Source organism: Pseudomonas sp. LY-1 (assembly GCF_053502595.1).
In genome coordinates this window covers 4,912,380-4,934,786 of record NZ_CP094353.1, presented here as the reverse complement: position 1 = coordinate 4,934,786, position 22,407 = coordinate 4,912,380, and the positions used below count along the sequence as shown (strand labels likewise).

The following is a 22,407-nucleotide window of genomic DNA, read 5'->3' as shown; positions in this document are numbered from 1 at the left end:
GGTTTATACCTATCCAACGGTAGGCGCTGGGTGTTGCCCGCGGCCAATTAAATTCCAAACCCGATGGCTTTTTTCATCTCCTCAAAGGTCAACATCCTTCAAGTACCTTTGACCCCAGGAGAGTTCCCCCATGACCGCCCACAAAGCCCTGTTGATCCTCCACGGCAAGCAAGCCCTCAACGAGGAGGTGCGCGCCGCCGTGCTGGCTCGGCGTGAGCAGGGCTGGGAGCTGGCGGTGCGGGTGACGTGGGAGGGCGGCGACGCACAGCGGTTGGTCAAAGAGGCCCTCGACGGCGGGTACACGCGCATCATTGCCGGCGGTGGTGACGGCACCTTGCGTGATGTGGCCGAGGCGATGGCCCAGGCCGAGACCGACGCCAGCCTGGTGCTGATGCCTTTGGGCACCGCCAATGATTTTGCGCGCGCCGCCGGTGTACCGCTGCAGCCCGACCAGGCCCTGGCGCTGCTGGACGTGCCGGCCAGGGCGATCGACCTCGGCCGCGTCGGTGGGCAAGTCTTCCTCAACATGGCCACCGGTGGTTTTGGCAGCCAGGTCACCGCCAACACCTCCGAAGAGCTGAAGAAAGTGCTGGGCGGCGCGGCCTATTTGTTCACCGGTTTGTCGCGCTTCAGCGAGTTGAAAGCGGCGTATGGCGAGCTGGAAGGCCCGGGTTTCCATTGGAAAGGCGAGCTGCTCGCGCTGGGTATCGGCAACGGCCGCCAGGCAGGCGGTGGGCATGTGCTGTGCCCTGGCGCACTGGTGGACGATGGGTTGCTGGATATCAGCATTTTGCCGGCGCCCCAGGAAGTGGTCGGCACCTTGCGTGAACTGATGAACAATGGCTGGGGCCTGGACACCATGTTTGTCCGCGCGCGCCTGCCGTGGGTCAACATCAAGGTCGCGCAAGGCTTGTACATCAACCTTGATGGCGAACCGCTGGAGGGCGATGACCTGCACTTCGAGATCGTGCCCAAGGCCCTGCGCGTGCACTTGCCGCCGGGCTCGCCGCTAGTCGTCCAGGCTGATGATCTGCTCGCGCACGGCAAATAACACCAGGCCCGCCACATCAAAAATCTGCAGGCGCTTCATGATTTGCGAGCGGTGGGCTTCTACGGTCTTGATGCTCAGCCCCAGGCCGTGGGCGATTTCCCGGGTGGATTTGCCGCGCACGATCAGGCGCAGGATTTCCAGTTGGCGAGCGGTGAGATTATGGTTGTGGGCGACCGCAGAGGCCGGGGCCTGGTTGCGCACCAGCGCCTGTTTGATCACGGTGTGGGCAATCGCCGGGCTCAGGTAGCGCTCGTCGTTGCTCAGCGCCAGCAGTGCTTGCTCCAGCTCGTTGGCGGTGGTGTCCTTGAGCAGGTAGCCGTGGGCGCCGGACTCCAGCGCACGCATGATCAGCTCTGGGTCGGTGTGCATCGACAGGATCAGCACCTTGCTCTTGGGATAGGCCGTCTTGAGTTGACGCAACGCATCCAGGCCACCGGTGTGTTTCATCGACAGGTCCAGCAGCACGATATCCGGCAATAGGGCGCTGAATGTTTCCAGCACCTGTGCACCATCGCTGGCTTCGCCAATCACGGTGTAGCCGGGAATATCCTGGACCAGTGCGCGTACGCCGGCCCTGATCAGTGCGTGGTCATCCACCAGGAGTAAAGTGCGGGTCACTCGAGAACCTTCCGGGAACTGGCCCGTTCGAGGGCGCGCGGCGCCCAGGGGAAAAGCGCCTCGATCCGCGTGCCTTTGCCTGGCTGGCTGCTGACGGACAACGAGCCCCCCAGTTGATCAATCCGCTCGGACATGCCGGCCATGCCCCGTTGGCCTTCCAGGCCTGGGTTGATGGCGGGCGAAAAGCCCAGGCCGTCATCACTGATAAACAGCGACAGGCCCTGGGGCAGGCGTTGCAGGCGTACCAGCAGGTTTTGCGCCTGGGCATGGCGCAGCATGTTGGTTACCGCTTCCTGGGTGATGCGAAAAGCGGCCACGGCCATTTCTTCGGGAATGCCGGTCAGCCGCTGCTGACATTCCAGGCTCCAGTGAATCGGCGTGTTTTCCAGGGTCTTGAGCAGGTGCGCGCGCAGGCTGGCTTCCAGACCCAGGCTGGCCAACTGGCGTGGGTTGAGAATGGCGGACACGTCGCGCACCTTGGCCAGCGTCTCGTTCAGGGTGTTGCACAGCACCGTGCATTGGCCCTGCAGGTCTTCCGGCAGGCGGCGCTTGAGCCATTCGCTTTGCAGCTTGGCGGCGGTGAGCAATTGGCCGATATCGTCGTGTAGCTCACGGCTGAGGCGGTGCCGCTCGTTTTCCTGGACCTGCAACAGGCGGTCGGCCAGTTCCTGGGGCTGGAACTTGATCGATTTACGTGAATTCCAATGCCGCAGGCCCAACACCACCAGGGTGGCCAGGTTGAGTAGCAGCACCGTCAACGGCAAGGGGGCGGAGCGGGCGTAGGCCCACAGCCCCAGCAACAGCGAGCACAGGCACAACACGAGAACCAGTCGACGGGCATTGCTGCGGGAGGCGGATTTGGCGAGGAGTGACTTGAGGCTGGCGTACATAGCGGATGCTTTTCACGTTTTATGCATCATGAAGTTGGGTCACTTCGAGGGCGGCATGGTACCACTTTGCTTACCGTTGGTCGCCAGGCGTCATTCGTACAGTGTGGGGCGCATGCCTATTCAGAAAAGTTGTCTATCGGCGGTTGTTTTGTATCGATTGTCTTTATAGCGCAGGCAACTTGGTTGCCTGCAACTTATTGCAGGGCACATTAGTTATTCTTGTCGTTTTTGGGCAAGACGCTGGATAAAAGCGACACCTTAGCGGTTAACGGTGCAGCCTTTCATGGGACATGGAGCAGGCGCTGCTGTGGCTTATTGGCGAAGTCCTTTTGCGGGATCTGGAGAGTGACCGTCGCAATCAGTGAGGTTTGTTCGCTTTCGTCCAAACGCAGTTCACCGGTGCGGGTGTCGATCAGCTCCAGTTGCCACGCCAGTAATGTCAGGCAATTGTGCAAGGCATCGAGAGCCTGGTCGTGCAGTTGCAAAGGGCTCTCTGCGTTGGCAATCAGGTACTGGATATGCCGCGAGAACTCGCTGATCGCCTGCAAGGCGAGGTCGTCGGCTTTTTCGGCGAGCTTCGTCAGGCTGTAATTCATGCAGTCGATGGCATCGCTGTCATTACGAATCAAATGCAGATGGCTCAGGCACTCTTCCGACTTGCTCAGCAGCTTTTCGGCCTCCAGCAGGAACTCGGGAAGTGCAGTTTGCCACTCGTTCGCGCTATTCATCAGGCAAGTCTCCACAACGTAAGGTCGGGTGATGAGATGTCGCACCGCGTGAATGGCGTAAAACTACCGCTGAAAGATGACTGAAATCTGTAGGTCGCTTCTGAGATTTTAGTAGGACGTTTATTTGAATGATCGTGCGAGGCGCGAACCGTCCTCGTCATCCGGGTCGATTGCACAACTTCGATTGCCGACACGTGAGTGTCTGTAAGACCGGTGGGCCGTGGGCTTGCGATGGCAAACAAAAGCCTGACTCCATTCATGCAATGAGAATGGCGTCACATTAATGGCTATTAGATATCGCGAATATCAGGTTGGACCTGATTGCGCATAGGGGAATCCCTTACACGGCGGAACCTCGCGTCGATTTAAATGTCGCGCAATATTGCCGTTTTGCCAAATAATGAGGCCTGCGCAGTAAAGCATGATGTCAGTGTGACATCAATCGATTTGCGTGGCACTTTACAGGGGTCAAGGTCTGGCGCTTGCCGCCGATAACAAGCTTAGTGAACCGCATAATCCCTTAGCGCGACCTGCGCGCATATCAGGAGCTTTTAATGGCCGGCATTCTCGACACGGTAGATCAACGCACGCAACTGGTGGGTGAGAATCGCCTGGAGATTCTCATGTTTCGCCTGGCCGGGCGGCAGCTGTTCGCGATCAACGTATTCAAGGTGCAGGAAGTCTTGCAACTGCCCAAGCTGACCTTGATGCCCCAGCGCCACCCGTTTGTGTGCGGCGTGGTCAACCTGCGAGGCCAGACCCTGCCGGTGATCGACCTGTCCCAGGCCATCGGCATGCGCCCGTTGGTGCCGGGGCCTAACAGCACCATCATCGTCACCGAGTACAACCGCTCGGTGCAGGCGTTCCTGGTGGGCGGCGTCGACCGCATCGTCAACATGAACTGGGAAGCCATCCTGCCGCCGCCGACCAGCGCCGGGCGCCAGCACTACCTCACCGCCATCAGCAAGGTCGATGACCAGTTGGTGGAAATCATCGACGTGGAAAAAGTCCTGGCCGAGATCGTGCCGTACAACGCCAAGGTCTCCCGCGAAAAACTCGATGACCCGATACTGGAACGCGCCCGTGGCCGTGAAGTGCTGCTGGTGGACGACTCCAATGTTGCGCTGTCGCAGTTACGCGACACCCTGGGCCAGTTGGGGGTGAAAATGCACATCGCCAGCGACGGCCTCAAGGCGCTGAACATGCTCAAGGCCTGGGCCGACACCGGCCAGGTGATGACCGACAAATTGCTGATGATCTTCACCGACGCCGAAATGCCCGAGATGGACGGCTACCGCCTGACCACCGAAATCCGCAGCGACGCGCGCCTGCGTGGGCTGTACGTGGTGCTGCACACCTCGCTGTCGGGCAGCTTCAACGAGTCGATGGTGAAGAAGGTCGGGTGCGACAATTTCCTGTCCAAATTCCAGCCGGACAAGCTGGTAGATGTGGTGCGCGAGCGACTGATGCTGGACGTCGTATCGGCTTGACCTTAGGGTGACGGTTTTGCCCCCTCAGGAATGCAGGCCCATGCTTCGTCTCAGCGCGCTGTACCGTTACCCCTTGAAATCCGGCAAGGCTGAAATCTTGCAGCAGATCGGCCTGGATAAACTCGGCCTGGACGGTGATCGACGCTGGATGCTGGTGGACGAGGCCAGCGGGCGCTTTTTGACGCAGCGCGCCGTGGCGAAGATGAGCCAGTTGTCGACGCTGTGGAACCGCAGCGGTGGCCTGACCCTCAGTTCGCCTGGCTACGCGGCGCTGGACGTGGCGCTGCCCGGCAGCGAGGCCGAGCTGCGCGGTGTGACCATCTGGCGCGACACCTTGCGCGTGCCGGATGCGGGCGATGCAGCCGGCGCCTGGGTCAGCGACTTTATCGGCAAGCCGACGCGGCTGGTACACGTCCCGCTGGAGCGCGCTCGCACCACACAAGCCGGTTATGGCAAGGACGATGATCAGGTCGCATTTGCCGACGGTTACCCGTTGCTGTTGATCGGCCAGGCCTCCCTGGACGACCTGTCCCGGCATGTCGGCCGGCCTATGGACATGCTGCGTTTTCGCCCCAACCTGGTGATTGACGGCGCCGACGCGTTCGCCGAAGACGGCTGGAAACGCCTGCGTATCGGCGATGTTGAGTTTCGCGTGGTCAAACCGTGCTCACGCTGCATTCTCACCACCATCGACCCGCACACCGGCGAGCGCAGTGCCGACCGCGAACCCTTCGTGACGCTGGAGGCCTATCGCAAGACCGAAGACGGCGCGATGTTCGGCCAGAACCTGGTCAACGATGGCGTGGGCCGCCTCGAAGTGGGCATGCCGGTGACTGTCCTCGAGTAATTCGCCTGCCAAAAAAATGCCCGTCTCGCAGGAGACGGGCATTTTTTTTTCGCGGGGGAACCGCTTAGCCGCGGTATTCGCACAGGTAAGCAGTGTCGACGGCGACCTTCAACTGGAACTTGCTGTTGGCCGGAACGTGGAACAGGCTGCCGGCGGCAAAGGTTTCCCAGGTGCTGCTGTCGGGCAGTTTGACGCTCAGGGCGCCGGACACTACGTGCATGATTTCACGCTGGGCGGTGCCGAATTCGTATTCGCCCGGGGCCATGACGCCGATGGTCGCCGGACCTTCTGCGGTGCCGAAAGCGATCGACTTGACGGTGCCGTCGAAGTACTCGTTGACTTTAAACATGGGCGAATCCTCGGAAAAGGGTCTGGAAAGGTCAGCCAGTATGCCCAAGGGCAGGGGAGCTGCCTAGACCGGCAAAATCAGCGGCAACAGGCGTGCGGTGTTGCGCGCATCCTCCAGCGCCCGATGTTGCTGGCCTTGGAACTGCATCCCCGCCAATTGCAGGGCGCCATTGAGCCCCGGTGGCTTGTCCAGGCGCCGGGCCTTGGCGAAGCGTTGCTTGAGGTTGACATGGGGGGTTTGGGCCAGCGCGCTGCTCAGGCCATGGCGCTGCCACTCCAGTTCGAGCTGCTGGCGATCGTAGTCGCCCCAACTGGCCCAGCCTTCCAGGCGCGCCTGATGCTGGCCCAGCCAGCGCTCGAACAGCGCCCACACTTCGCTGAAGGGCGCAGCGCCGTCCATATTCGCCTGGGTGATATGGGTCAGCTTGCGGCAAAAGGGCGTCAGCAATGGCCGACGCTGCGGCCGCACAAAGCGCTGGAAATGATCGCGCTCGCGACCCTGGCGGTTGACCAGGCTCGCGCCGATCTCGATGACTTCCATCTCTGTCACGGGCCAGCCGCCTTCATCCGTTGTGGCTTCAAGGTCAATAATCAGCCAATGAGGCATCGTGCAGGTTCCCGTACTCTTCCCGTCCTGATGGGGATAGAGCGTAGCCCGGCCGTGTAGTTCCGCCCAGGCTTTATTCGATCTCCAGCAACACCTGGCGATTGCGCACCTGATCGCCGGTCATGACCAGCACGGCCTTGATCACGCCGTCGATGCCGGCCTTCAGCGGATGCTCCATTTTCATCGCTTCGAGTACCAGCAGCAGTTGCCCCTGGGTCACGCGTTCACCGGCACGCACGCGCACCTCGACGATGGCCCCGTCCATCGGTGCCTTGACCATGCCGCCGCTGGCCGGCGGCTGGCGGCTGGCGACGTGTTGGGTGCGGTTGGTCACGCTCACGCCGGGTAGCCACAGCTGGGCGCCGTCGAGGTGGTAGGCGCTGCGGCGGCGGATGCCGTCGATCACCGCGGTGGCCCAGCGGCCGTCGCTGCTGAGGTGGCGGATCTCGATGCCGTTGGCTTGCAGACGATGGTCGGCCAGGACGCTGACCGTGATGTCCTGGACCTCATCGTCGACGGCCAACTGATAGGTCCACGGCACGTCAGCGCTGTTACGCCACCCCGATAGAGCCGGGGCATGGGCCTGAGCGCTGTGTTGATAAAACAGCGCGGCCGCCAGGGCCAACTGTTCGGCGGTTGCGTTCGTGCGGCGAATGTCGCTGAAGTGCTCGGCGATCAACGCGGTGCTGAAATCGCCTTGGATAAACTGCGGGTGCTTGAGCAGGTCGGCCAATAGCTGCTGGTTGGTCGTCACGCCCAGCAGCACGCTGTCCTCCACGGCGCGCAGCAGCTTGCGCCGCGCCTCCTCGCGGGTGGCGCCATGGGCGATGATCTTGCCGAGCATCGGGTCATAGAACGGGCTGATGCGCTGACCTTCCAGAACACCATGGTCAATCCGCACACCTGCGGCGGGTTCCCAGCGCAACACCGTGCCGGTCTGCGGTAAAAAGCCCTGGGCCGGGTCTTCGGCGTACAGGCGCACTTCCATGGCGTGGCCGCTGAGGCTGACCTCAGATTGCGTTAACGGCAGCGGTTGCCCGGCGGCAATTTGCAGTTGCCAGTCGACCAAGTCGAGGCCGCTGATCAACTCGGTGACCGGGTGTTCGACTTGCAGGCGCGTGTTCATTTCCAGGAAGTAGAACCGGCCGTCGCGGTCGAGCAGGAACTCCACCGTGCCGGCGCCGACGTAATTCACCGCACGCCCGGCCTTGAGCGCCGCGTCGCCCATGGCCTGGCGCAGGGCTGAGGTCATCACCGGGCAGGGCGCTTCTTCAATGATTTTTTGATGGCGGCGCTGGACCGAGCAGTCGCGTTCGCCGAGGTAGATCAGGTTGCCGTGGCTGTCGCCGAATAGCTGGATTTCGACGTGGCGCGGCTCGATCAGCGCCTGTTCCAGGATCAGTTCGTCACTGCCGAACGCATTCAGGGCTTCGGAGCGGGCGGTGCGCAGTTGCTCATGCAAATGTTCGCGCTGATGCACCAGGCGCATTCCGCGACCGCCGCCACCGGCGCTGGCCTTGATCATCAGCGGGTAGCCAATGCGTTCGGCTTCATTTTGCAACGTGGCGTCGTCCTGGGCGCGGCCTTGATAGCCGGCGATGCACGGGACGCCGGCCTCGAGCATGGCGAGTTTGGACAGGCGTTTGCTGCCCATCAGCTCAATGGCCTCGACGCTGGGGCCGATAAAGGTCAGCCCGGCGCTTGTGCAGGCGCGGGCGAAATCGGGGTTTTCAGAGAGAAAGCCGTAGCCGGGGTGGACCGCGTCGGCGCCCGTGCGGTGGGCCGCGCTGAGGATCGCTGGAATATTCAGGTAGGACTGCTGCACCGGCGCCGGGCCGATATTCACGGCTTCGTCGGCCATCTGCACGTGCGCGGCCTGGGCGTCGGCGTCGCTGTAGACCGCCACGGTTCGGTAGCCCAATGCCTGGGCGGTGCGCTGGATGCGGCAGGCGATTTCGCCGCGGTTGGCGATCAGGATCTTGTTCATTCGGCCCACCGTGGCTTGCGCTTTTGCACAAAGGCCTGGGTGCCTTCGAGCCCTTCTTCGCCCATCACCGCTTCAGCGAACCACGCGGCGGCCTGGTCCAACAACGCCCCCGTTGGTTGCTCCACGCTGGCCAGCAACAACGCCTTGGTCCGCCCATTGGCCTCCGGCGCGCAGCGCAACACCTGGCCCAGTACTTCATCCAGGCGTTCGGCCAACGCCTGCGGATCGCGCTCGACAAAATGCACCACCCCCAACCGTTCAGCCTCGACCCCATCAAACCGCGCCGCCGTCAGCGCCAGCCGGCGTGCGTGCGTCAAACCGATGCGCTTGACCACAAACGGCGCGATCTGCGCGGGCAGCAAGCCCAGGCTGGTCTCCGGCAAACCGAACTGCGCCTGGTGATCGGCCAGCGCGATATCACTGACGCACGCCAAGCCAAAGCCGCCGCCCAGCACCGCGCCTTGCAGCACCACGATCACCACTTGGGGCACGGCTTCAACTTCCTGCAGCAAGGTGCCGAATGCGCGGTTCAACGCCTGCAATTGCGCCTTGTCGTCAGCGCTGAGCAGGTCTTTGACGTCCGCCCCGGCACAGAAATGCCCGGCCGCGCCGCTGATCACCAGGGCGCGGACCTGATCGTCCAACTGCGCCAGCACCGCACGCAGTTCATTGACCATCTCCAGGCTCATCGCGTTGCGGCTTTGCGGCCGGTTGAGGGTGATGTGCAGCACACCGTTATGGGGTTCGAGCAGCAGGGTGTTCATGGTTTTTTCCCCGGCAGGGTGCCCATCAGTTTGCAGATAATGCCCAGCATGATTTCGTCGGCGCCGCCGCCAATCGACACCAGGCGCACATCGCGATAGGCGCGGGCCACCGGGTTGTCCCACATAAAGCCCATGCCGCCCCAGTATTGCAGGCAACTGTCGCTGACTTCGCGGCCCAGCCGCCCGGCCTTGAGCTTGGCCATGGAGGCCAGGCGCGTGACGTCCTGGCCCTTGATGTATTGCTCGGTGGCCTGGTAGACTAGGGCGCGCAGGCATTCGATTTCGGTGGCCAGTTCGGCCAGGCGAAAGTGAATCACCTGATTGTCGATCAGTGCTTTGCCGAAGGTCTGGCGCTCTTTGCAGTATTCGATCGTGCTGTCGATGCAGGACTCCAGGCCCTTGATCATATTGGCCGCGCCAAACAGGCGTTCTTCCTGGAATTGCAGCATCTGCATCATGAAACCGGCGCCTTCGTGGCCGATGCGGTTGCGTTGCGGCACGCGCACGTCGTCGAAGAACACCTGGGCGGTCTCGGAGCTGTGCATGCCGAGTTTTTCCAAGGGCGGGCTGACGCTGATCCCCGGCGTGTTCATCGGCACCATGATCAGCGACTTGTTGATGTGCGGCTTGTCGTCGGAGGTGTTGGCCAGCAGGCACATGAAGTCGGCGCTCGGCGAGTTGGTGATCCACATTTTGCTGCCGTTGATCACGTAGTCGTCGCCATTTTTGCGTGCCTGGGTTTTCAGCCCGGCCACATCGGACCCGGCGCCGGCTTCCGAGACGCCGATGCAACCGACTTGCTCGCCGCTGATGGCCGGGCGCAGGAATTCTTCGCGCAGTGCGTCGCAGCCGAAGCGGGCGAGGGCGGGGGTGCACATGTCGGTCTGTACGCCGATGGACATGGGGATGCCGCCGCAGTGGATGCTGCCGAATTCTTCGGCGGCGACGATTGAGTAGCTGTAGTCCAGGCCCATACCGCCGAATTGTTCGGGTTTGGAGATGCCCAGTAGGCCGAGGTCGCCGGCCTTGCGGAAGAGGTCGTGGATGGGGAAGCGGCCGGCTTTTTCCCATGCGTCGACGTGGGGGTTGATCTCGCGGTCGACGAAGGCGCGGACGGTGCGGCGCAGTGCCTGGTGTTCTTGGGTGAAGATCATTTTTATTGTTCTCCCTGTGGGCGTTCTTCGGGTGTGCATGGCTCCATCTGCGGGAGCTGGTTTGCTGACGGTCTTACAGCGGGTAGATATCCAATGGGCTCACCTCGCTCGAAATTGGGCTCACCTCGCTCCAAATGTGGGAGGGGGCTTGCCCCCGATGGCGGCCTCTGGGCCGACCATTTTTTTGGTTCTTCACGGATTGCCGGGAAAGACGCTCTTGATCTTCATGAAAAAGAATTCGCTGTCCCGGTAACCGTACGCCATTCGTTTGATGACCTTTATTCGATTGTTTATTCCTTCCAACTGACCGGTGTGCATTGGCCAGCGTACCCGGCTCACGATGCCCCGCCAGTAGCCTTTTAGTCGCTTTGCGAACTGGATCAGTGCGGGTATTTCGCTTTCTTGAGCATGACGCAGCCACTGCTTCCAGGCTGATCTCCAGTCCCAGGCATCGCTCGGCGCCCAGAGCATTTTGAGCTCGGCCTTCATCAAGTAGACCGTCATTAACGATTGGTTAGCGGCCAGCAGATCCTGTAAATGAACCTGCTGTTCCGGCTTTTTCAGGTTCTCCGGGTTACGCAATAGCAACCATCGCGCTTGCTTTATGATCTTTCGAGCGGGCTTGTCATGGCGCAATCGGTTCGCCTCGTCAACGCGAACACGATCAATCACTTCTCGGCCATATTTGGCGACCACATGGAAAAGGTCATAAATCACCCGTGCTTTTGGGCAGTGTTGGCGAACCTCCAGGTCATAAGCCGTGTTCATGTCCATCGCTACCGCTTCAATTCGGGCGCACCCTTCTGGCCCCAGCTCTTCGAAAAACGGTCTGACTGCCGCTCGGCTACGGCCTTCGCCGATCCAAAGCACTCGCCGAGTATCAGCGTCCAACACCACGCTGGCGTAGCGATGACCTTTGAATAACGCGAACTCGTCCATTATCAAGCGCCGTGGTTGGGCCTTGGGTAAGGCACTCAACGCCGCTTGCAGAGCGCGCCGCTCCAGCAACCGAACGGTGTCCCAGTGCAGCCCGAACATTTGCGCAACATGCAGTGTAGGAAGGCGTTCGCAGGCTTGAATAACGGCCTCTGCCAGCCGGCGCGTCATGCGGGCATAGCGATCCAGCCAACTGACGACCTCCATGCGCTTGCCACAATCACGGCAACTAACACGCCTGAGCTGCACGTTGAGGCGGACTGCACGACCGAGAATCGGCAAGTCACGCACGACTCGATCGCAGTACTCATGAGTTGTTGAACAGAGCTTTTGGCAGCCACCACAGGTGGGAAATCGCGTGGCCTGGGGGATCAGATCGATTTGAAGGGCATCGCCGTCAGGTTTGATCGCAACGACAGAAAAGCCCTCCCAAAAAGGAAGGAAAGTATTAATATTGCGCATAAGAACGCCGGTTTTTTAGATGTGTTTGCTCGCACGAACATCATCCATCAAATCGGCGTTCTTGTTTCTGTGTTTCCCGGGATTCCGTGAAGAACCATTTTTTTGGGTTGAGTTGAGTACATATCCATTGCTGCGGTAACGGCTGCTATAGGTTCCGCTCTTACAGCGGGTCACTTTTGGAAAAGAGCCCCAAAAGTAACCAAATGTATGGTCAGCCCACCTTTTGCTATCCAGTCACGATGAACGGTAAATCAGGCTTGCGCTAATGTATCCGGGCTCCTTGTGAGCGCGGTTACGCGTTCGGCCCTTGATGAGTATTCGCTCCTGCCTGTCCTTAAAAGCGCTTCAGCTTCGAAAGCTATTTTGCTTATCAGGTTCTCAGCCAGGGTATCTGCCGTTTATCGCCATCAATTACTGACGTCGCAAAAGCCGGTGGTAAAGCTGGGTCACACGGTGAAATGCCCGTTGTAGGTGCCACCTTTGGTCAGCAGCGCCCAGACAATCCTGGCCATTTTATTAGCCAGCGCACAGGCAACTTTGTTAAGCGGTTTCCGAGCCAGTAGGTTTCTGGCCCAGACTCCAAGGGCGTCGTTTCGCTTATCGATTCGATAAAGCAGGGTTTGGGCGCCCTGCATCAGCAAGGTTCTCAAATACCGATCCCCGCGCTTGCTGATACCCAGGAGCGTGGTTTGCCCTCCGGTTGAGTATTGCCGTGGCACCAGCCCCAACGAAGCCGAAAAATCTCGGGACGATTTATATATCGAAGCGTCCCCGACATCGGCCACCAGCGCGCTAGCGATGAGGGGGCCTATGCCGGGGATGCTCTGTAATCTTTTGCCAGCGTCACTCCCGTTCACCTGCTGCTTGATCTCGATATCCAGTGCTTTGATTTCGCTGGTCAATTGACGAATGTCATCAAGCATCCGACTAATAGCCTGCCGCAGGCGCAGCGGTAGATTGTGCTCTTCCATCAATGCAGGAACCCGATCCAGCGCGGCATAGCCAGCGGGAAAGATAACGCCAAACTCCAGTAAGAACCCGTGCACCTGGTTGATCACTCCAGTGCGCCGACTCACCAGTGATTTACGCAGTTTATGCACGGTCGACAACACCTGCTGATCAACCGACTTGACCTGTACAGAGCGCGTTCTGGGACGTGATGCGGCCTCACAGATAGCCTCGGCATCAATGAAGTCGTTCTTGTTGCCGGTGACGTAAGCCTTCACATGCTGCGGCGCTATCAGTTGGACCTGATGACCGAGCTTGGTGATTTCTCTGGCAAGAAACTGTGACCCGCCACAGGATTCCATGGCGACTTTGCAGGGGGGGCATTTGTGCAAGTAATGGCAGCAACTGGCTTCGATTGAGCTTCTTGCGCAGTACCTGATGGCCTTGTGCGTCCTGGCCGTGTAAGTGGAAGCTGTTCTTGCCAATGTCGATGCCTAGAAGCGTTACGCTGTTCATGAGAAAACCTCCTCAGGAAAAGTGAGAACCTCAGTAGTGTAGACCTGAGGTTCTCGCCGGGCTGACCATCTCATTAGGGCTCTTGCCCCACCACTCGGCACCTCGCTAGTGCTCGGTGTGCCCTCACTCCGGCTTGAATCCGTGGGCCGCCGTCATGGGCCATCCTTGGCCCAGGACGGCTAACCCGGCGTCCTGCCGGGTTGCCCACGGATTCAAGCCTGCGTTCGGCCAGCGTGGTTTAACGGGGCGCCTAAGATCAAAATCAAAAGCAGAGCAACAGCAGAGCAAACGCAGTGTTTCGTTGTCTTGATTACTTTAGAACCGCGCTACGCCAAAGCTGTTCGGCTGCAACGCGCGCATGTCGGCTTCATGGCAGATATCCAGCAGGAATCCCAGCAATGTGCGGGTATCCCGTGGGTCGATCAGGCCGTCATCCCATAGGTTCGCACTGCCGTACAGCGCGGTGGATTGGCTGTCGAGTTTCTGTGCGGTGACCTGTTCCAGCATGTCCAGCATCTTGGGGTCGGGTACCAGGCCGTCCTTCAGTTGTTTGGCTTCGGTGACGATGCGCAGCACCTTGCCGGCCTGGGCGCCGCCCATCACGGCGGTGCGGCTGTTGGGCCAGGCGAAGATGAAGCGCGGGTCGAGGCCGCGGCCGCACATGGCGTAGTTGCCGGCGCCGTAGGAGCCGCCGACCACCACGGTGAGTTTAGGCACGCGGGCATTGGCCACCGCCTGGATCATCTTCGCGCCGTGCTTGATCACGCCTTGCTGTTCCGCCTCGGTGCCGACCATGAAGCCGGTGGTGTTGTGCAGGAACAGCAGCGGCGTGCGGCTCTGGTCGCACAGTTGGATGAATTGCGCGGCCTTGCTCGCACCCTTGGGCGTGATCGGGCCGTTATTGCCGATCACGCCGACGGCGCGGCCCTGGATGTGCAGGTGGCCGCAGACGGTATGCGCGTCGAACTCGCCCTTGAACTCGAGGACGTTCGAACCGTCGGCCAGGCGCGCGAGGATTTCGCGGACGTCGTAGGGTTTTTTCGGGTCGTCGGGGATCAGCCCGAGCAGTTCGTCGATGGGGTACAGCGGCTCGGCATACGTGCGTTTCGGGATGAGCGGCAGGCGCTCGTTCCACGGCAGCAGGCTGAGGATCTCGCGCACGATGCGCACCCCGTCGGCGTCGTTTTCCGCCAGGTATTCGGCGGTGCCAGCGGTTTGCGCGTGCATCTCGGCGCCGCCCAGAGCTTCATCGGTGGCGACTTCGCCGGTCGCGGCCTTGAGCAGCGGCGGGCCGGCCAGGAACAGCTTGGCCTTGCCGCGTACCACCACCACGTAATCCGACAGCCCCGGCTGATACGCGCCGCCCGCCGTGGCCGAACCGTGGACCACGGTGATCTGTGGCAAGCCCATGGCCGACATGCGCGCCTGGTTGGCGAAGCTGCGCGCGCCTTCGACGAAAATCTCCGCCGCGTAGTTGAGGTTCGCGCCACCGCTTTCGGCGAGGGTCACCACCGGCAGGTGGTTTTCCATGGCGATCTGTTGCAGGCGCAGGGATTTTTTCAGGCCTGTGGGGGAGAGGGTGCCACCCTTGATCGCGCTGTTATTCGCCACCACCAGCACGCGCACGCCGCTGACGTAACCGATGCCGGCGATCAACCCGCCGCCGGCGGCGCTGCCGTCCTTGTCATCATGCAGTTTGTAGCCGGCCAGGCTGGCCAGTTCCAGGAACGGTGCGCCAGGGTCCAGCAGCAGGTTGAGGCGTTCGCGCGGCAGCAATTGCCCGCGTTTGTCGAACTTGGGTTTGGCTTGCTGCGCCTTGCTCAACAGGTTCTGCTCCAACAGGCGCAGGTGCTGCAGGCTCGCCAGCAGCGCGTCGCGGTTGCGGGCGAAGTCGGGGCTGTGGGCGTCGATCAGGGTTTCGATCACCGGCATGGTTTATGACTCCCCTTTGAGGACATCCGGCAGGTCGGCTTTGAAGATCGAGTCGAAGGCCACGGCAACGCTCCTTTAGGTGAGTTGATCGGCGATGTGTTGCGGCACGGCGATAGGGATCTCCAGCAACTGCTGGGCGAAGGCCTTGCCTTGCGGGTCGATGCGCAGGCTGGCGATGCCGCCACCGCCCAGGGCGTTTTCCAGCAGGAAGTTGAGGCTGTGGCTGCCGGGCAGGTACCAGCGCTCGACGCGACCGTGGATCGGATCGAGCACGTGGCGCATCCAGTCGACGACCACTTCAGGGGTCAGGGCTTCGGCAATCCACGGCAGGTATGCCGGGTCGCGGGCAATCACCCCGATATTGCTGTGGTTGCCCTTGTCGCCGGAGCGGGCCACCGCGAGTTTCACCAGCGGCACGTTGGCGTCGGCGCGGCCTTGGGGTTTGGGCGGATCGATGGCGGCCGCCAGCGTGCCCAGTACGTGGGTGGCCGGGAGGGCGCAAGGGTGACGCTCACCCTGGAAATCAATCGCCAGCTCGCAAGACGATTTATCGATCAGAAACGAAAACAGCCGAATCAACGGATACACCGTCGGCCGCCCGCCGACGATACCGGTCAGCCCCGGCGCCATGCCGGTCGCGGCCTGGGCGATTTCGCGGGCGAACAGCAGCAGCGCCGGCTTGCTCGGGTGGCGCACCGCCAGCTTCACCACCACCTCGCGGCAGTCCTGGCGTTGGGCATGGGCACCGTAGGTGGCTTCGCTGCCGAGCTGTTCGATATTCACCTCGGTGTAGGGCGCCCAGCCGCGCAGGCTGAACAGTTCCGAGGTCTTGTTGATAATCGCCTGGCTGACCCGCTCGGCCTTGGCCACCGCATCGATCCCGGCAATCAGGCAACTGGCGGTGCAGCGAAAGCCATCCGGGTAGGTGGCACTGACCTTGTAATGGTCGGTCGGCGGCAAACCCTTGGCCCCGTGCAGACGCACACTGTGTTTGCCTTGCTGCTGCAATTTGACCTGGCTGAAATCGCAGATCACATCGGGCAGCAAGTAGGCACGCGGGTCGCCGATTTCGTAGAGCAGTTGTTCGGCCACGCTCAGCTCGCTGATCAACCCGCCGCTGCCCGCGACTTTATTCACGCTGAACTGGCCGTCGGCGCTGACGTCGACGATGGGAAACCCGATGTGTTCGTAGTCTGGCACGTCGCGCCAATCGGTGAAGTTGCCGCCGGTACACTGCGCGCCGCATTCGATGATATGCCCGGCCAGGGCCGCCTGGGCGAGGCGGTCGTAGTCCTGCCACGACCAGTTGAATGCGTGTACCAACGCGGCGCTGACCACCGCGCTGTCGACCACCCGCCCGGTGATGACGATATCGGCGCCCAGCTCAAGGGCGCGGACAATGCCCGGCGCGCCGAGGTAAGCATTGGCGGACACGCACAGCGGCGGCAGCGGCGCGCCGTTGAACATGTCGACGGTGCCGCGCAGGTGTTTGAGTTGGGGTTGCAGGTCATCGCCCAGCAGCACGGCGATTTTCAGCGGCAGTTGCGCCGCATCGCAGGCCGCTTGCAGGGCGGCGGCGCAGGCCTGGGGGTGGATGCCCCCCGCGTTGCTGATCACGCGGATGCCCTGGCGCTGGATCTCGGCCAGCAGCGGCGTCAGCACGTCGACAAAGTCCGTGGCGTAGCCGGCCTGGGGATCTTTCATCCGCGCAGCGGCGAGGATCGACATGGTGACTTCCGCCAGGTAGTCGAACACCAGGTAGTCCAGCTTGCCGCCATGCACCAACTGGGCGGCGGCGGTGCAGGTGTCGCCCCAGAAGGCGCTGGCGCAGCCGATACGAACCGTCTTGCTCATGAGAAATCCTTCCTCGAATGGCAGGTGACGAGACTACCAAGCAAGCGCTTGGTTTGTAAACTCCAGGCACAGTTTTCGGCCAAGCGCTTGCTTGGCTGGCAGTCACGGCCTAAATTGCCGCCCAAGACGTCAGTAGAAGTAGAGGAGAGCAGCATGGATGAGCAAAAAGCCCTGCGGGTGATGCGCACCATGGTCGACGGCGGCCAATTGACCGACCCCGAGAGTGCCCGGGGCAAGTTGCTGCAAACCGCGGCTCACCTGTTTCGCAACAAGGGCTTCGAACGTACCACCGTGCGCGACCTGGCCGGCGCCGTAGGCATCCAGTCCGGCAGCATCTTTCATCACTTCAAGAGCAAGGACGAGATCCTGCGTGCGGTCATGGAAGAAACCATCCACTACAACACCGCGCTGATGCGCGCTTCGCTGGAAGAAGCGAACACCGTGCGCGAACGGGTGCTGGCGCTGATTCGCTGCGAATTGCAGTCGATTATGGGCGGCAGCGGCGAAGCCATGGCGGTGCTGGTGTACGAGTGGCGTTCGCTGTCGGCCGAAGGCCAGGCCCAGGTGCTCGCCTTGCGTGATGTGTATGAGACGATCTGGCTGCAGGTGCTGGGCGAGGCCAAGGCCGCCGGCTACATCAAGGGGGACGTGTTTATCACCCGGCGCTTCCTCACCGGCGCCTTGTCCTGGACCACCACTTGGTTCCGCGCCGAGGGCAGCCTGACCCTGGAACAGTTGGCCGAAGAGGCGTTGTTGATGGTTTTGAAGGCTGATTGAGGCGCAGGCTGTTAATTTGGCGGTGGAAAGTTGTCTCGACCGGCGAAAACGCCTAGCTTACTGCCATCAGCATGTTAAACGGTGTGTGCCTTAATGTTTTCGCCATTGCGATTGGCTGCAGGACTTACTTTATGGGCACTGGGCACGGCGGCGTGGATGCCGGCTTCGGCTGCGCAATTGGTGAGGATCGGCGCTGCGCATTTTCCACCCTACACCGTGCGCCCCGAACAGGGCGCCGACACCGGGTTGCTGCCGCAGTTGGTCGAAGCCTTGAACGCCTCGCAAACCGACTATCAGTTCGTGCTGGTGCCGACCTCGATCCCACGACGCTTTCGCGATTTTGAGCAGGGTCGGGTCGACGTGGCGATTTTCGAAAACCCCGACTGGGGCTGGCAGAAAATCCCCCACACTGCGGTCGACATGGGCCTGGAAGATGCCGAAATCTTCGTCGCCCAGCGGGAGCCCGATCGCGACCAGAGTTATTTCGCCAGCCTTGGCGGCAAGCGCCTGGCGGTGTTCAGCGGTTATCACTACGCCTTCGCCCACTTCAATGCCGACCCCAAGTTCATGGCCGAGCACTTCAACGCGACGTTGACCTATTCCCATGACAGCAACCTGCTGATGGTCGCTCGCGGCCGCGCCGATATCGCCCTGGTGACCCGCTCGTACCTGAGTGATTTTCTGGTGCGCAACGCCGATATGGCTGCACAGTTCCTGATCTCGCAGCGCGTCGACCAGGTGTACCACCATTACGCCTTGCTACGGCCCAAGGCGCCGATCAGCGGGCCGGCGTTTGCCGAATTACTCAAACGTTTGCGCGATGACGGCGAGTTGCTGAAGATATTCGAGCCCTACCGCATCGATGTGACCGCAGTGCCCTGAGGTTGCAGGCGATCAAAATGTGCAAGGGCGCGCTTCAGATCCGCCGCGCAAACGTATCGCTGTGACTGCCCGACACCTTGCGGCAATGCACCAGCGCATCGCGAATCATGAAGTTGACCAGGGTCGGTGAGACGCCGAGTTCCTTGGCGATGTCCTTTTGCGGCACGCCGTGCAGGCGGTACATCTCGAACGCATAGCGGGTGCGCTGGGGCAGTTCCGTCAGGGCGTCGGCGATGTTCTCCAGGGTGTTGAAATTGATGTGCGAAGTTTCCGGTGACGCGCCCTGAATCACCACATTCAAGCCTTCCTCTTCTGTCCCCGAATATTTGAGCTCCAGGGCCTGTTTGCGATAGTGATCGATCGCCAGGTTGCGCACGATCTGGAACAGATAACTCAATTGGGCCTTGAACGATGAGGTGATCGTCGGCGCCGCTTGCAGCCGGAAGTAGGCGTCCTGCACGACGTCTTCGGCCCGGGAGCGGCAGCCGGTAATACGTGCTGCGATCTTCACCAGAATCAGCCGATTATCGACGAATGCCTGGAGCAGCGGTGAGTCGCACCTGCCTGTGGATACTTGTTCCGTCATGGAAATCACCTTGCCAAAAAGAGCTTAGGGGAGGGCGTCCTTGCTGAGGCCTCCTACACATCGGGCAGTAAATTATGATGAATGATAATTATTGTCAAATGGGAATTTAATCCAATAAGCGGATTGGTTGAGTGATTTGATGGTGGGGCTGGAGGGATTTTGAAGCAGCCGTCTGTCGGCAAGACCGTGGGTCAGCGGCACAACTGTCAATTCTGACAGTAGGCAAGGTGCTTGATCCAAGCGTTAGATAAACAGAGTTTCTGGCCCGCGAGGGCCGGCCCCGATGCTTATATAACGCTGGACAGGAGTCTTATTGTGGCTAAAAAACCGATCCCTAAAACTACACCTTCCGCGCAAACGGCGAGGGTTGCGTCTCCTCCGACAGCCAACGCAGCCGCTGCGGAGTTGCCCGTTGCGACAATCGAATTCGCCCAGAACAACAGTGTGCTTTATCCCCTGGAGGCGGCCCAAGGTACGACCGCGACGCTGACGCTGCCGGCCGGCAGCACACAGGTCGTTGTGCATTTCGCGATCAAAGACCAGGCCAGCCCGACATTCCCGCCGATCAATGTGGCGAGCGGCGACGTGGCCGAAATTCCCTGGCAATGGATCAGTACCTGCATCGGGCATACGGTGTTGATCTGGTACGAGGCCGTCGTCGGTGGCGTGCGCAAAGAATCGCTGGTGCTTGAGCTTGAGATTCAGCAAGTTCGCGAAGAGGATCTGCGTGAGTCAATGCCTGAGTTTGCGCATGCCAAGTTGGAGTGGAGTACGTTGTGGCTGAACATGTTCACCTTCGAGGGCGATGAAACCATCCGGATCAAAGCCTGGCCGATGATCCAGGCCGGGCAGCGTTTGTTTGTGGTGGTTGCCGGCAATCAGCATCAGGTGCCGTTCAGATTTACCTGGGCGGCCTATGACCACCTTGTGACCGAGGCGGAAGCGCATCTGGGGTTTGTGTTCGAGTTCAGTTTGTTGCGTGACTGGCTCTCACGCCTGGAAGATTACTCGTCCCTGACCTGCCATTGTGGGGTTATCTGGGACGGCACCGGGCCGGCTGCCCCGGTGTCGACTGATAACCCGTTGCCTGAAAACGCTCAGGATTTCCACCAGCGCTCGACGACGTTGCTGCGTGTTGATCCGCAGCTCGATTTGTCTGCGCCTCACCTGCGCGAGTCGGTGGAGGTGCATCCTGATGACTGGCAGGTCAATCCGATCAATACGGTCAGTGGGGGGCACGTATTCATCACCTATGAAGGTATGACCGAAGGTGATCATGTTTGTGCTCACGCTTATGGGCCGAGTTATGGGCCTGTATCCCTGGGTTGCCAGGACGTGACGGCGGAAGATTCGAGCCTGTCATTTGATTTGGCTCCCGATATCATCGCAGCCCTGTTCAATCAGACGATGACGCTGAACTACAGCGTCCAATTCAACAATAACCTGCCTCGGTTTTCTCCTGACCGTGCGATCAAAGTACTGTCGCCTCAACTGACCACCCCGAGTATCGAAGAGGCAACGGCGGGCGAAGTCGACCTCACCACGTTTGAGGGTAACGCCACGGGGCTGGTGCCGATCTGGGATTATGCCGTGCAGGGGCAATGTTGCTGGATGTGGGTGAGCGGTATGAGTGCCGACGACAGTCCTTACCAGTTCGACATCCTGAGGGATGAACCCCTGACGGCGCAGTGGCTCAGGGGTGGGGTTGATGCGTCCATCCCACGGGCAGAACTGAAAAAACTGGCGGACTGCGGCGAGTTCGTCCTGCACTTTGCCGCGAGCTTTGATGGCGTGTGCAATCGGGCGACGGCCCTCGAATTTACACCGAAGTCTTTCAAGCTTGTTCCGGAATACATGGTGTTGCTGGCGCCCACCGTCATCGAGGCGGTGGGCAGCGACTTGACCGCCTGGAACGGACGCGACGGTGTACATGTGGCGGTGGATTATGTCGGCAGCCACCCCAGCCAGAGCATCAGCGTGGACTGGACCCGACCCGACGGCAGTCGCTGGCCGTTGGCCGCCGAGCCTGGCAGCACGGCGGGCGCGGTCATCTTCTTCGTGCCGCGCGAAGCGGTGATCGAGAGCATCGGCAAAACGGTGAAGATCAATTACACCGTGACCCGCGTCTGCCAGATGCAGACCTCGGCTGATTTGAACTTGCACGTCAGCGTTCCGGTTCCGGTGCGTCTGCCGATGCCGGTTGTGCCGCAGGCTACACCTCCCGCCGTTCAAGGCGCTATGTTGGATCTGCGTAATTTCCCTGGGGATGTTGATATCACTATCGATCCGTGGTGGTTCATTCTGCTTGGGCAGAATGGCTGGTTACAGTGTTCGGGGACCAAAACGGACGGTTCGCCATACACAATAAAAGTCATGACCCGGGAACCGATAAAAAGAGACGACTTGAACGGAGTATCGCGGATTTTGCCTCGCGTTGAATTGGAGAAGTTGCTTATAAATTCTACGTTGACTATTACTTTCAAAGTGGCGACAGATGAAGGTTCACTTGAGACTGATGCGGTGGTTTTTCCAACGTTGAGTCTTAGGGTTGGGAGAGAGTACCGGGATTTAACTGACTTCAATGATAGAGATTTTCGCGGTTGGGAAGTCGGGACAGGGGCTCCGGACCCAAGGGATATTAGCCTGGAGCCGGCGGGTAATGGCTTTGTTGTGAAAAACTACACGTATTCAACGAATAATATCGGCCCTATCTTGCAAAGGACGTTTAGGGATCTTGAAACGGGGCGTGCCTATCGTTTTTCAGTCAAGGCCCGCCGAATTAACCATAATAATCCTTGGCCGAAGTTGTCCTTGCGTCAAGATTCTGTGCAAAAAACCGGCGTCACAGAGTTGGTCGATCAGGCATGGCACACGCTCAGTTTCACTTTCGTGGCTGCCTCTGCGACTGTGTTACTGGATATTTACAGCCATGAAGCCGCTGCAGAACTGTCAGGGAATGACTACTATATGGATGATTTTTTGGTTGAGGAAGTTTAAATATCCCCAAAGTGAATACCCGCATTTTTGCGG

The 22,407-nt window shown here is 60.4% G+C and carries 18 protein-coding genes and 1 pseudogene; 6 read left to right on the top strand and 13 right to left on the bottom strand.

Going from position 1 to position 22,407, the window contains the following annotated elements; translation table 11 throughout:
* Nucleotides 1-130: 130 nt before the first annotated feature.
* The gene (gene yegS / locus MOQ67_RS22550; protein WP_198717124.1) at nucleotides 131-1,051 is read left to right on the top strand and encodes a lipid kinase YegS; all 921 of its coding nucleotides are present in this window, start codon (nucleotides 131-133) and stop codon (nucleotides 1,049-1,051) included.
* Here the strand turns inward: yegS and MOQ67_RS22545 are convergent.
* The 3 genes from MOQ67_RS22545 to MOQ67_RS22535 form a co-directional block, all read right to left on the bottom strand.
* Nucleotides 1,010-1,669 carry a response regulator gene (locus tag MOQ67_RS22545; protein WP_198717123.1) on the bottom strand — a complete coding sequence of 220 codons (660 nt, stop codon included), beginning with the start codon at nucleotides 1,667-1,669 and terminating at the stop codon, nucleotides 1,010-1,012. The genes yegS and MOQ67_RS22545 overlap by 42 nt on opposite strands.
* Complete coding sequence (locus MOQ67_RS22540) at nucleotides 1,666-2,559, bottom strand: sensor histidine kinase (protein WP_198717122.1); 894 nt, start codon at nucleotides 2,557-2,559, stop codon at nucleotides 1,666-1,668. Before MOQ67_RS22540 ends, MOQ67_RS22545 begins: the two co-directional genes overlap by 4 nt.
* A gap of 281 nt (nucleotides 2,560-2,840) precedes the next feature.
* The gene (locus MOQ67_RS22535; RefSeq protein WP_198717121.1) at nucleotides 2,841-3,287 is read right to left on the bottom strand and encodes a hypothetical protein; all 447 of its coding nucleotides are present in this window, start codon (nucleotides 3,285-3,287) and stop codon (nucleotides 2,841-2,843) included.
* 554 nt (nucleotides 3,288-3,841) lie between these two features.
* Here MOQ67_RS22535 and MOQ67_RS22530 point away from each other — a divergent pair.
* Both MOQ67_RS22530 and MOQ67_RS22525 read left to right on the top strand, forming a co-directional pair.
* Nucleotides 3,842-4,777, top strand: a complete 936-nt coding sequence (locus MOQ67_RS22530) for a chemotaxis protein CheV (RefSeq protein ID WP_198717120.1) — start codon at nucleotides 3,842-3,844, stop codon at nucleotides 4,775-4,777.
* A gap of 40 nt (nucleotides 4,778-4,817) precedes the next feature.
* A complete protein-coding gene (locus MOQ67_RS22525) occupies nucleotides 4,818-5,624 on the top strand; it encodes an MOSC domain-containing protein (RefSeq protein WP_198717119.1) in 807 nt (268 codons plus the stop codon).
* A gap of 64 nt (nucleotides 5,625-5,688) precedes the next feature.
* On the opposite strand, the gene ppnP is transcribed toward MOQ67_RS22525, so the two are convergent.
* From ppnP to MOQ67_RS22480, 9 genes and pseudogenes are all read right to left on the bottom strand, one after another.
* Complete coding sequence (ppnP, locus tag MOQ67_RS22520) at nucleotides 5,689-5,973, bottom strand: pyrimidine/purine nucleoside phosphorylase (protein WP_198717118.1); 285 nt, start codon at nucleotides 5,971-5,973, stop codon at nucleotides 5,689-5,691.
* Between the two features lie 63 nt (nucleotides 5,974-6,036).
* The gene (locus MOQ67_RS22515) at nucleotides 6,037-6,579 is read right to left on the bottom strand and encodes an exonuclease domain-containing protein (protein WP_198717117.1); all 543 of its coding nucleotides are present in this window, start codon (nucleotides 6,577-6,579) and stop codon (nucleotides 6,037-6,039) included.
* Between the two features lie 73 nt (nucleotides 6,580-6,652).
* Nucleotides 6,653-8,566: an acetyl/propionyl/methylcrotonyl-CoA carboxylase subunit alpha gene (locus MOQ67_RS22510; RefSeq protein ID WP_232925489.1), complete on the bottom strand. Its 1,914-nt coding sequence runs from the start codon at nucleotides 8,564-8,566 to the stop codon at nucleotides 6,653-6,655.
* Nucleotides 8,563-9,330, bottom strand: coding sequence for an enoyl-CoA hydratase/isomerase family protein (locus MOQ67_RS22505; protein ID WP_198717115.1), 768 nt, complete (start codon nucleotides 9,328-9,330; stop codon nucleotides 8,563-8,565). The genes MOQ67_RS22510 and MOQ67_RS22505 overlap by 4 nt, the downstream gene beginning before the upstream one ends.
* Nucleotides 9,327-10,484: a citronellyl-CoA dehydrogenase gene (gene atuD / locus MOQ67_RS22500; RefSeq protein ID WP_198717114.1), complete on the bottom strand. Its 1,158-nt coding sequence runs from the start codon at nucleotides 10,482-10,484 to the stop codon at nucleotides 9,327-9,329. Before atuD ends, MOQ67_RS22505 begins: the two co-directional genes overlap by 4 nt.
* A 192-nt stretch (nucleotides 10,485-10,676) precedes the next feature.
* Nucleotides 10,677-11,882 (bottom strand): ISL3 family transposase, encoded by a 1,206-nt coding sequence (locus MOQ67_RS22495; RefSeq protein ID WP_026139890.1) that lies wholly within the window; start codon nucleotides 11,880-11,882, stop codon nucleotides 10,677-10,679.
* A 446-nt stretch (nucleotides 11,883-12,328) separates the two neighbouring features.
* A pseudogene (locus MOQ67_RS22490) lies at nucleotides 12,329-13,346 on the bottom strand (IS110 family transposase).
* Between the two features lie 315 nt (nucleotides 13,347-13,661).
* Complete coding sequence (locus MOQ67_RS22485; protein WP_198718014.1) at nucleotides 13,662-15,278, bottom strand: acyl-CoA carboxylase subunit beta; 1,617 nt, start codon at nucleotides 15,276-15,278, stop codon at nucleotides 13,662-13,664.
* A 75-nt stretch (nucleotides 15,279-15,353) separates the two neighbouring features.
* Nucleotides 15,354-17,132 carry an acyclic terpene utilization AtuA family protein gene (locus tag MOQ67_RS22480; RefSeq protein ID WP_198718013.1) on the bottom strand — a complete coding sequence of 593 codons (1,779 nt, stop codon included), beginning with the start codon at nucleotides 17,130-17,132 and terminating at the stop codon, nucleotides 15,354-15,356.
* A gap of 153 nt (nucleotides 17,133-17,285) precedes the next feature.
* On the opposite strand from MOQ67_RS22480, the gene MOQ67_RS22475 reads away from it, so the two are divergent.
* Together MOQ67_RS22475 and MOQ67_RS22470 are read left to right on the top strand one after the other, a co-directional pair.
* Complete coding sequence (locus MOQ67_RS22475; RefSeq protein ID WP_198718012.1) at nucleotides 17,286-17,909, top strand: TetR/AcrR family transcriptional regulator; 624 nt, start codon at nucleotides 17,286-17,288, stop codon at nucleotides 17,907-17,909.
* A 93-nt stretch (nucleotides 17,910-18,002) separates the two neighbouring features.
* On the top strand, nucleotides 18,003-18,791 hold the full coding sequence (locus tag MOQ67_RS22470) for a substrate-binding periplasmic protein (protein WP_198718011.1): 789 nt from the start codon (nucleotides 18,003-18,005) through the stop codon (nucleotides 18,789-18,791).
* 34 nt (nucleotides 18,792-18,825) lie between these two features.
* On the opposite strand, the gene MOQ67_RS22465 is transcribed toward MOQ67_RS22470, so the two are convergent.
* The gene (locus MOQ67_RS22465; protein ID WP_198718010.1) at nucleotides 18,826-19,377 is read right to left on the bottom strand and encodes an RNA polymerase factor sigma-70; all 552 of its coding nucleotides are present in this window, start codon (nucleotides 19,375-19,377) and stop codon (nucleotides 18,826-18,828) included.
* A 315-nt stretch (nucleotides 19,378-19,692) separates the two neighbouring features.
* Here MOQ67_RS22465 and MOQ67_RS22460 point away from each other — a divergent pair, with 315 nt between their 5' ends.
* Nucleotides 19,693-22,374: a hypothetical protein gene (locus MOQ67_RS22460; RefSeq protein ID WP_253397671.1), complete on the top strand. Its 2,682-nt coding sequence runs from the start codon at nucleotides 19,693-19,695 to the stop codon at nucleotides 22,372-22,374.
* Nucleotides 22,375-22,407: the final 33 nt, after the last annotated feature.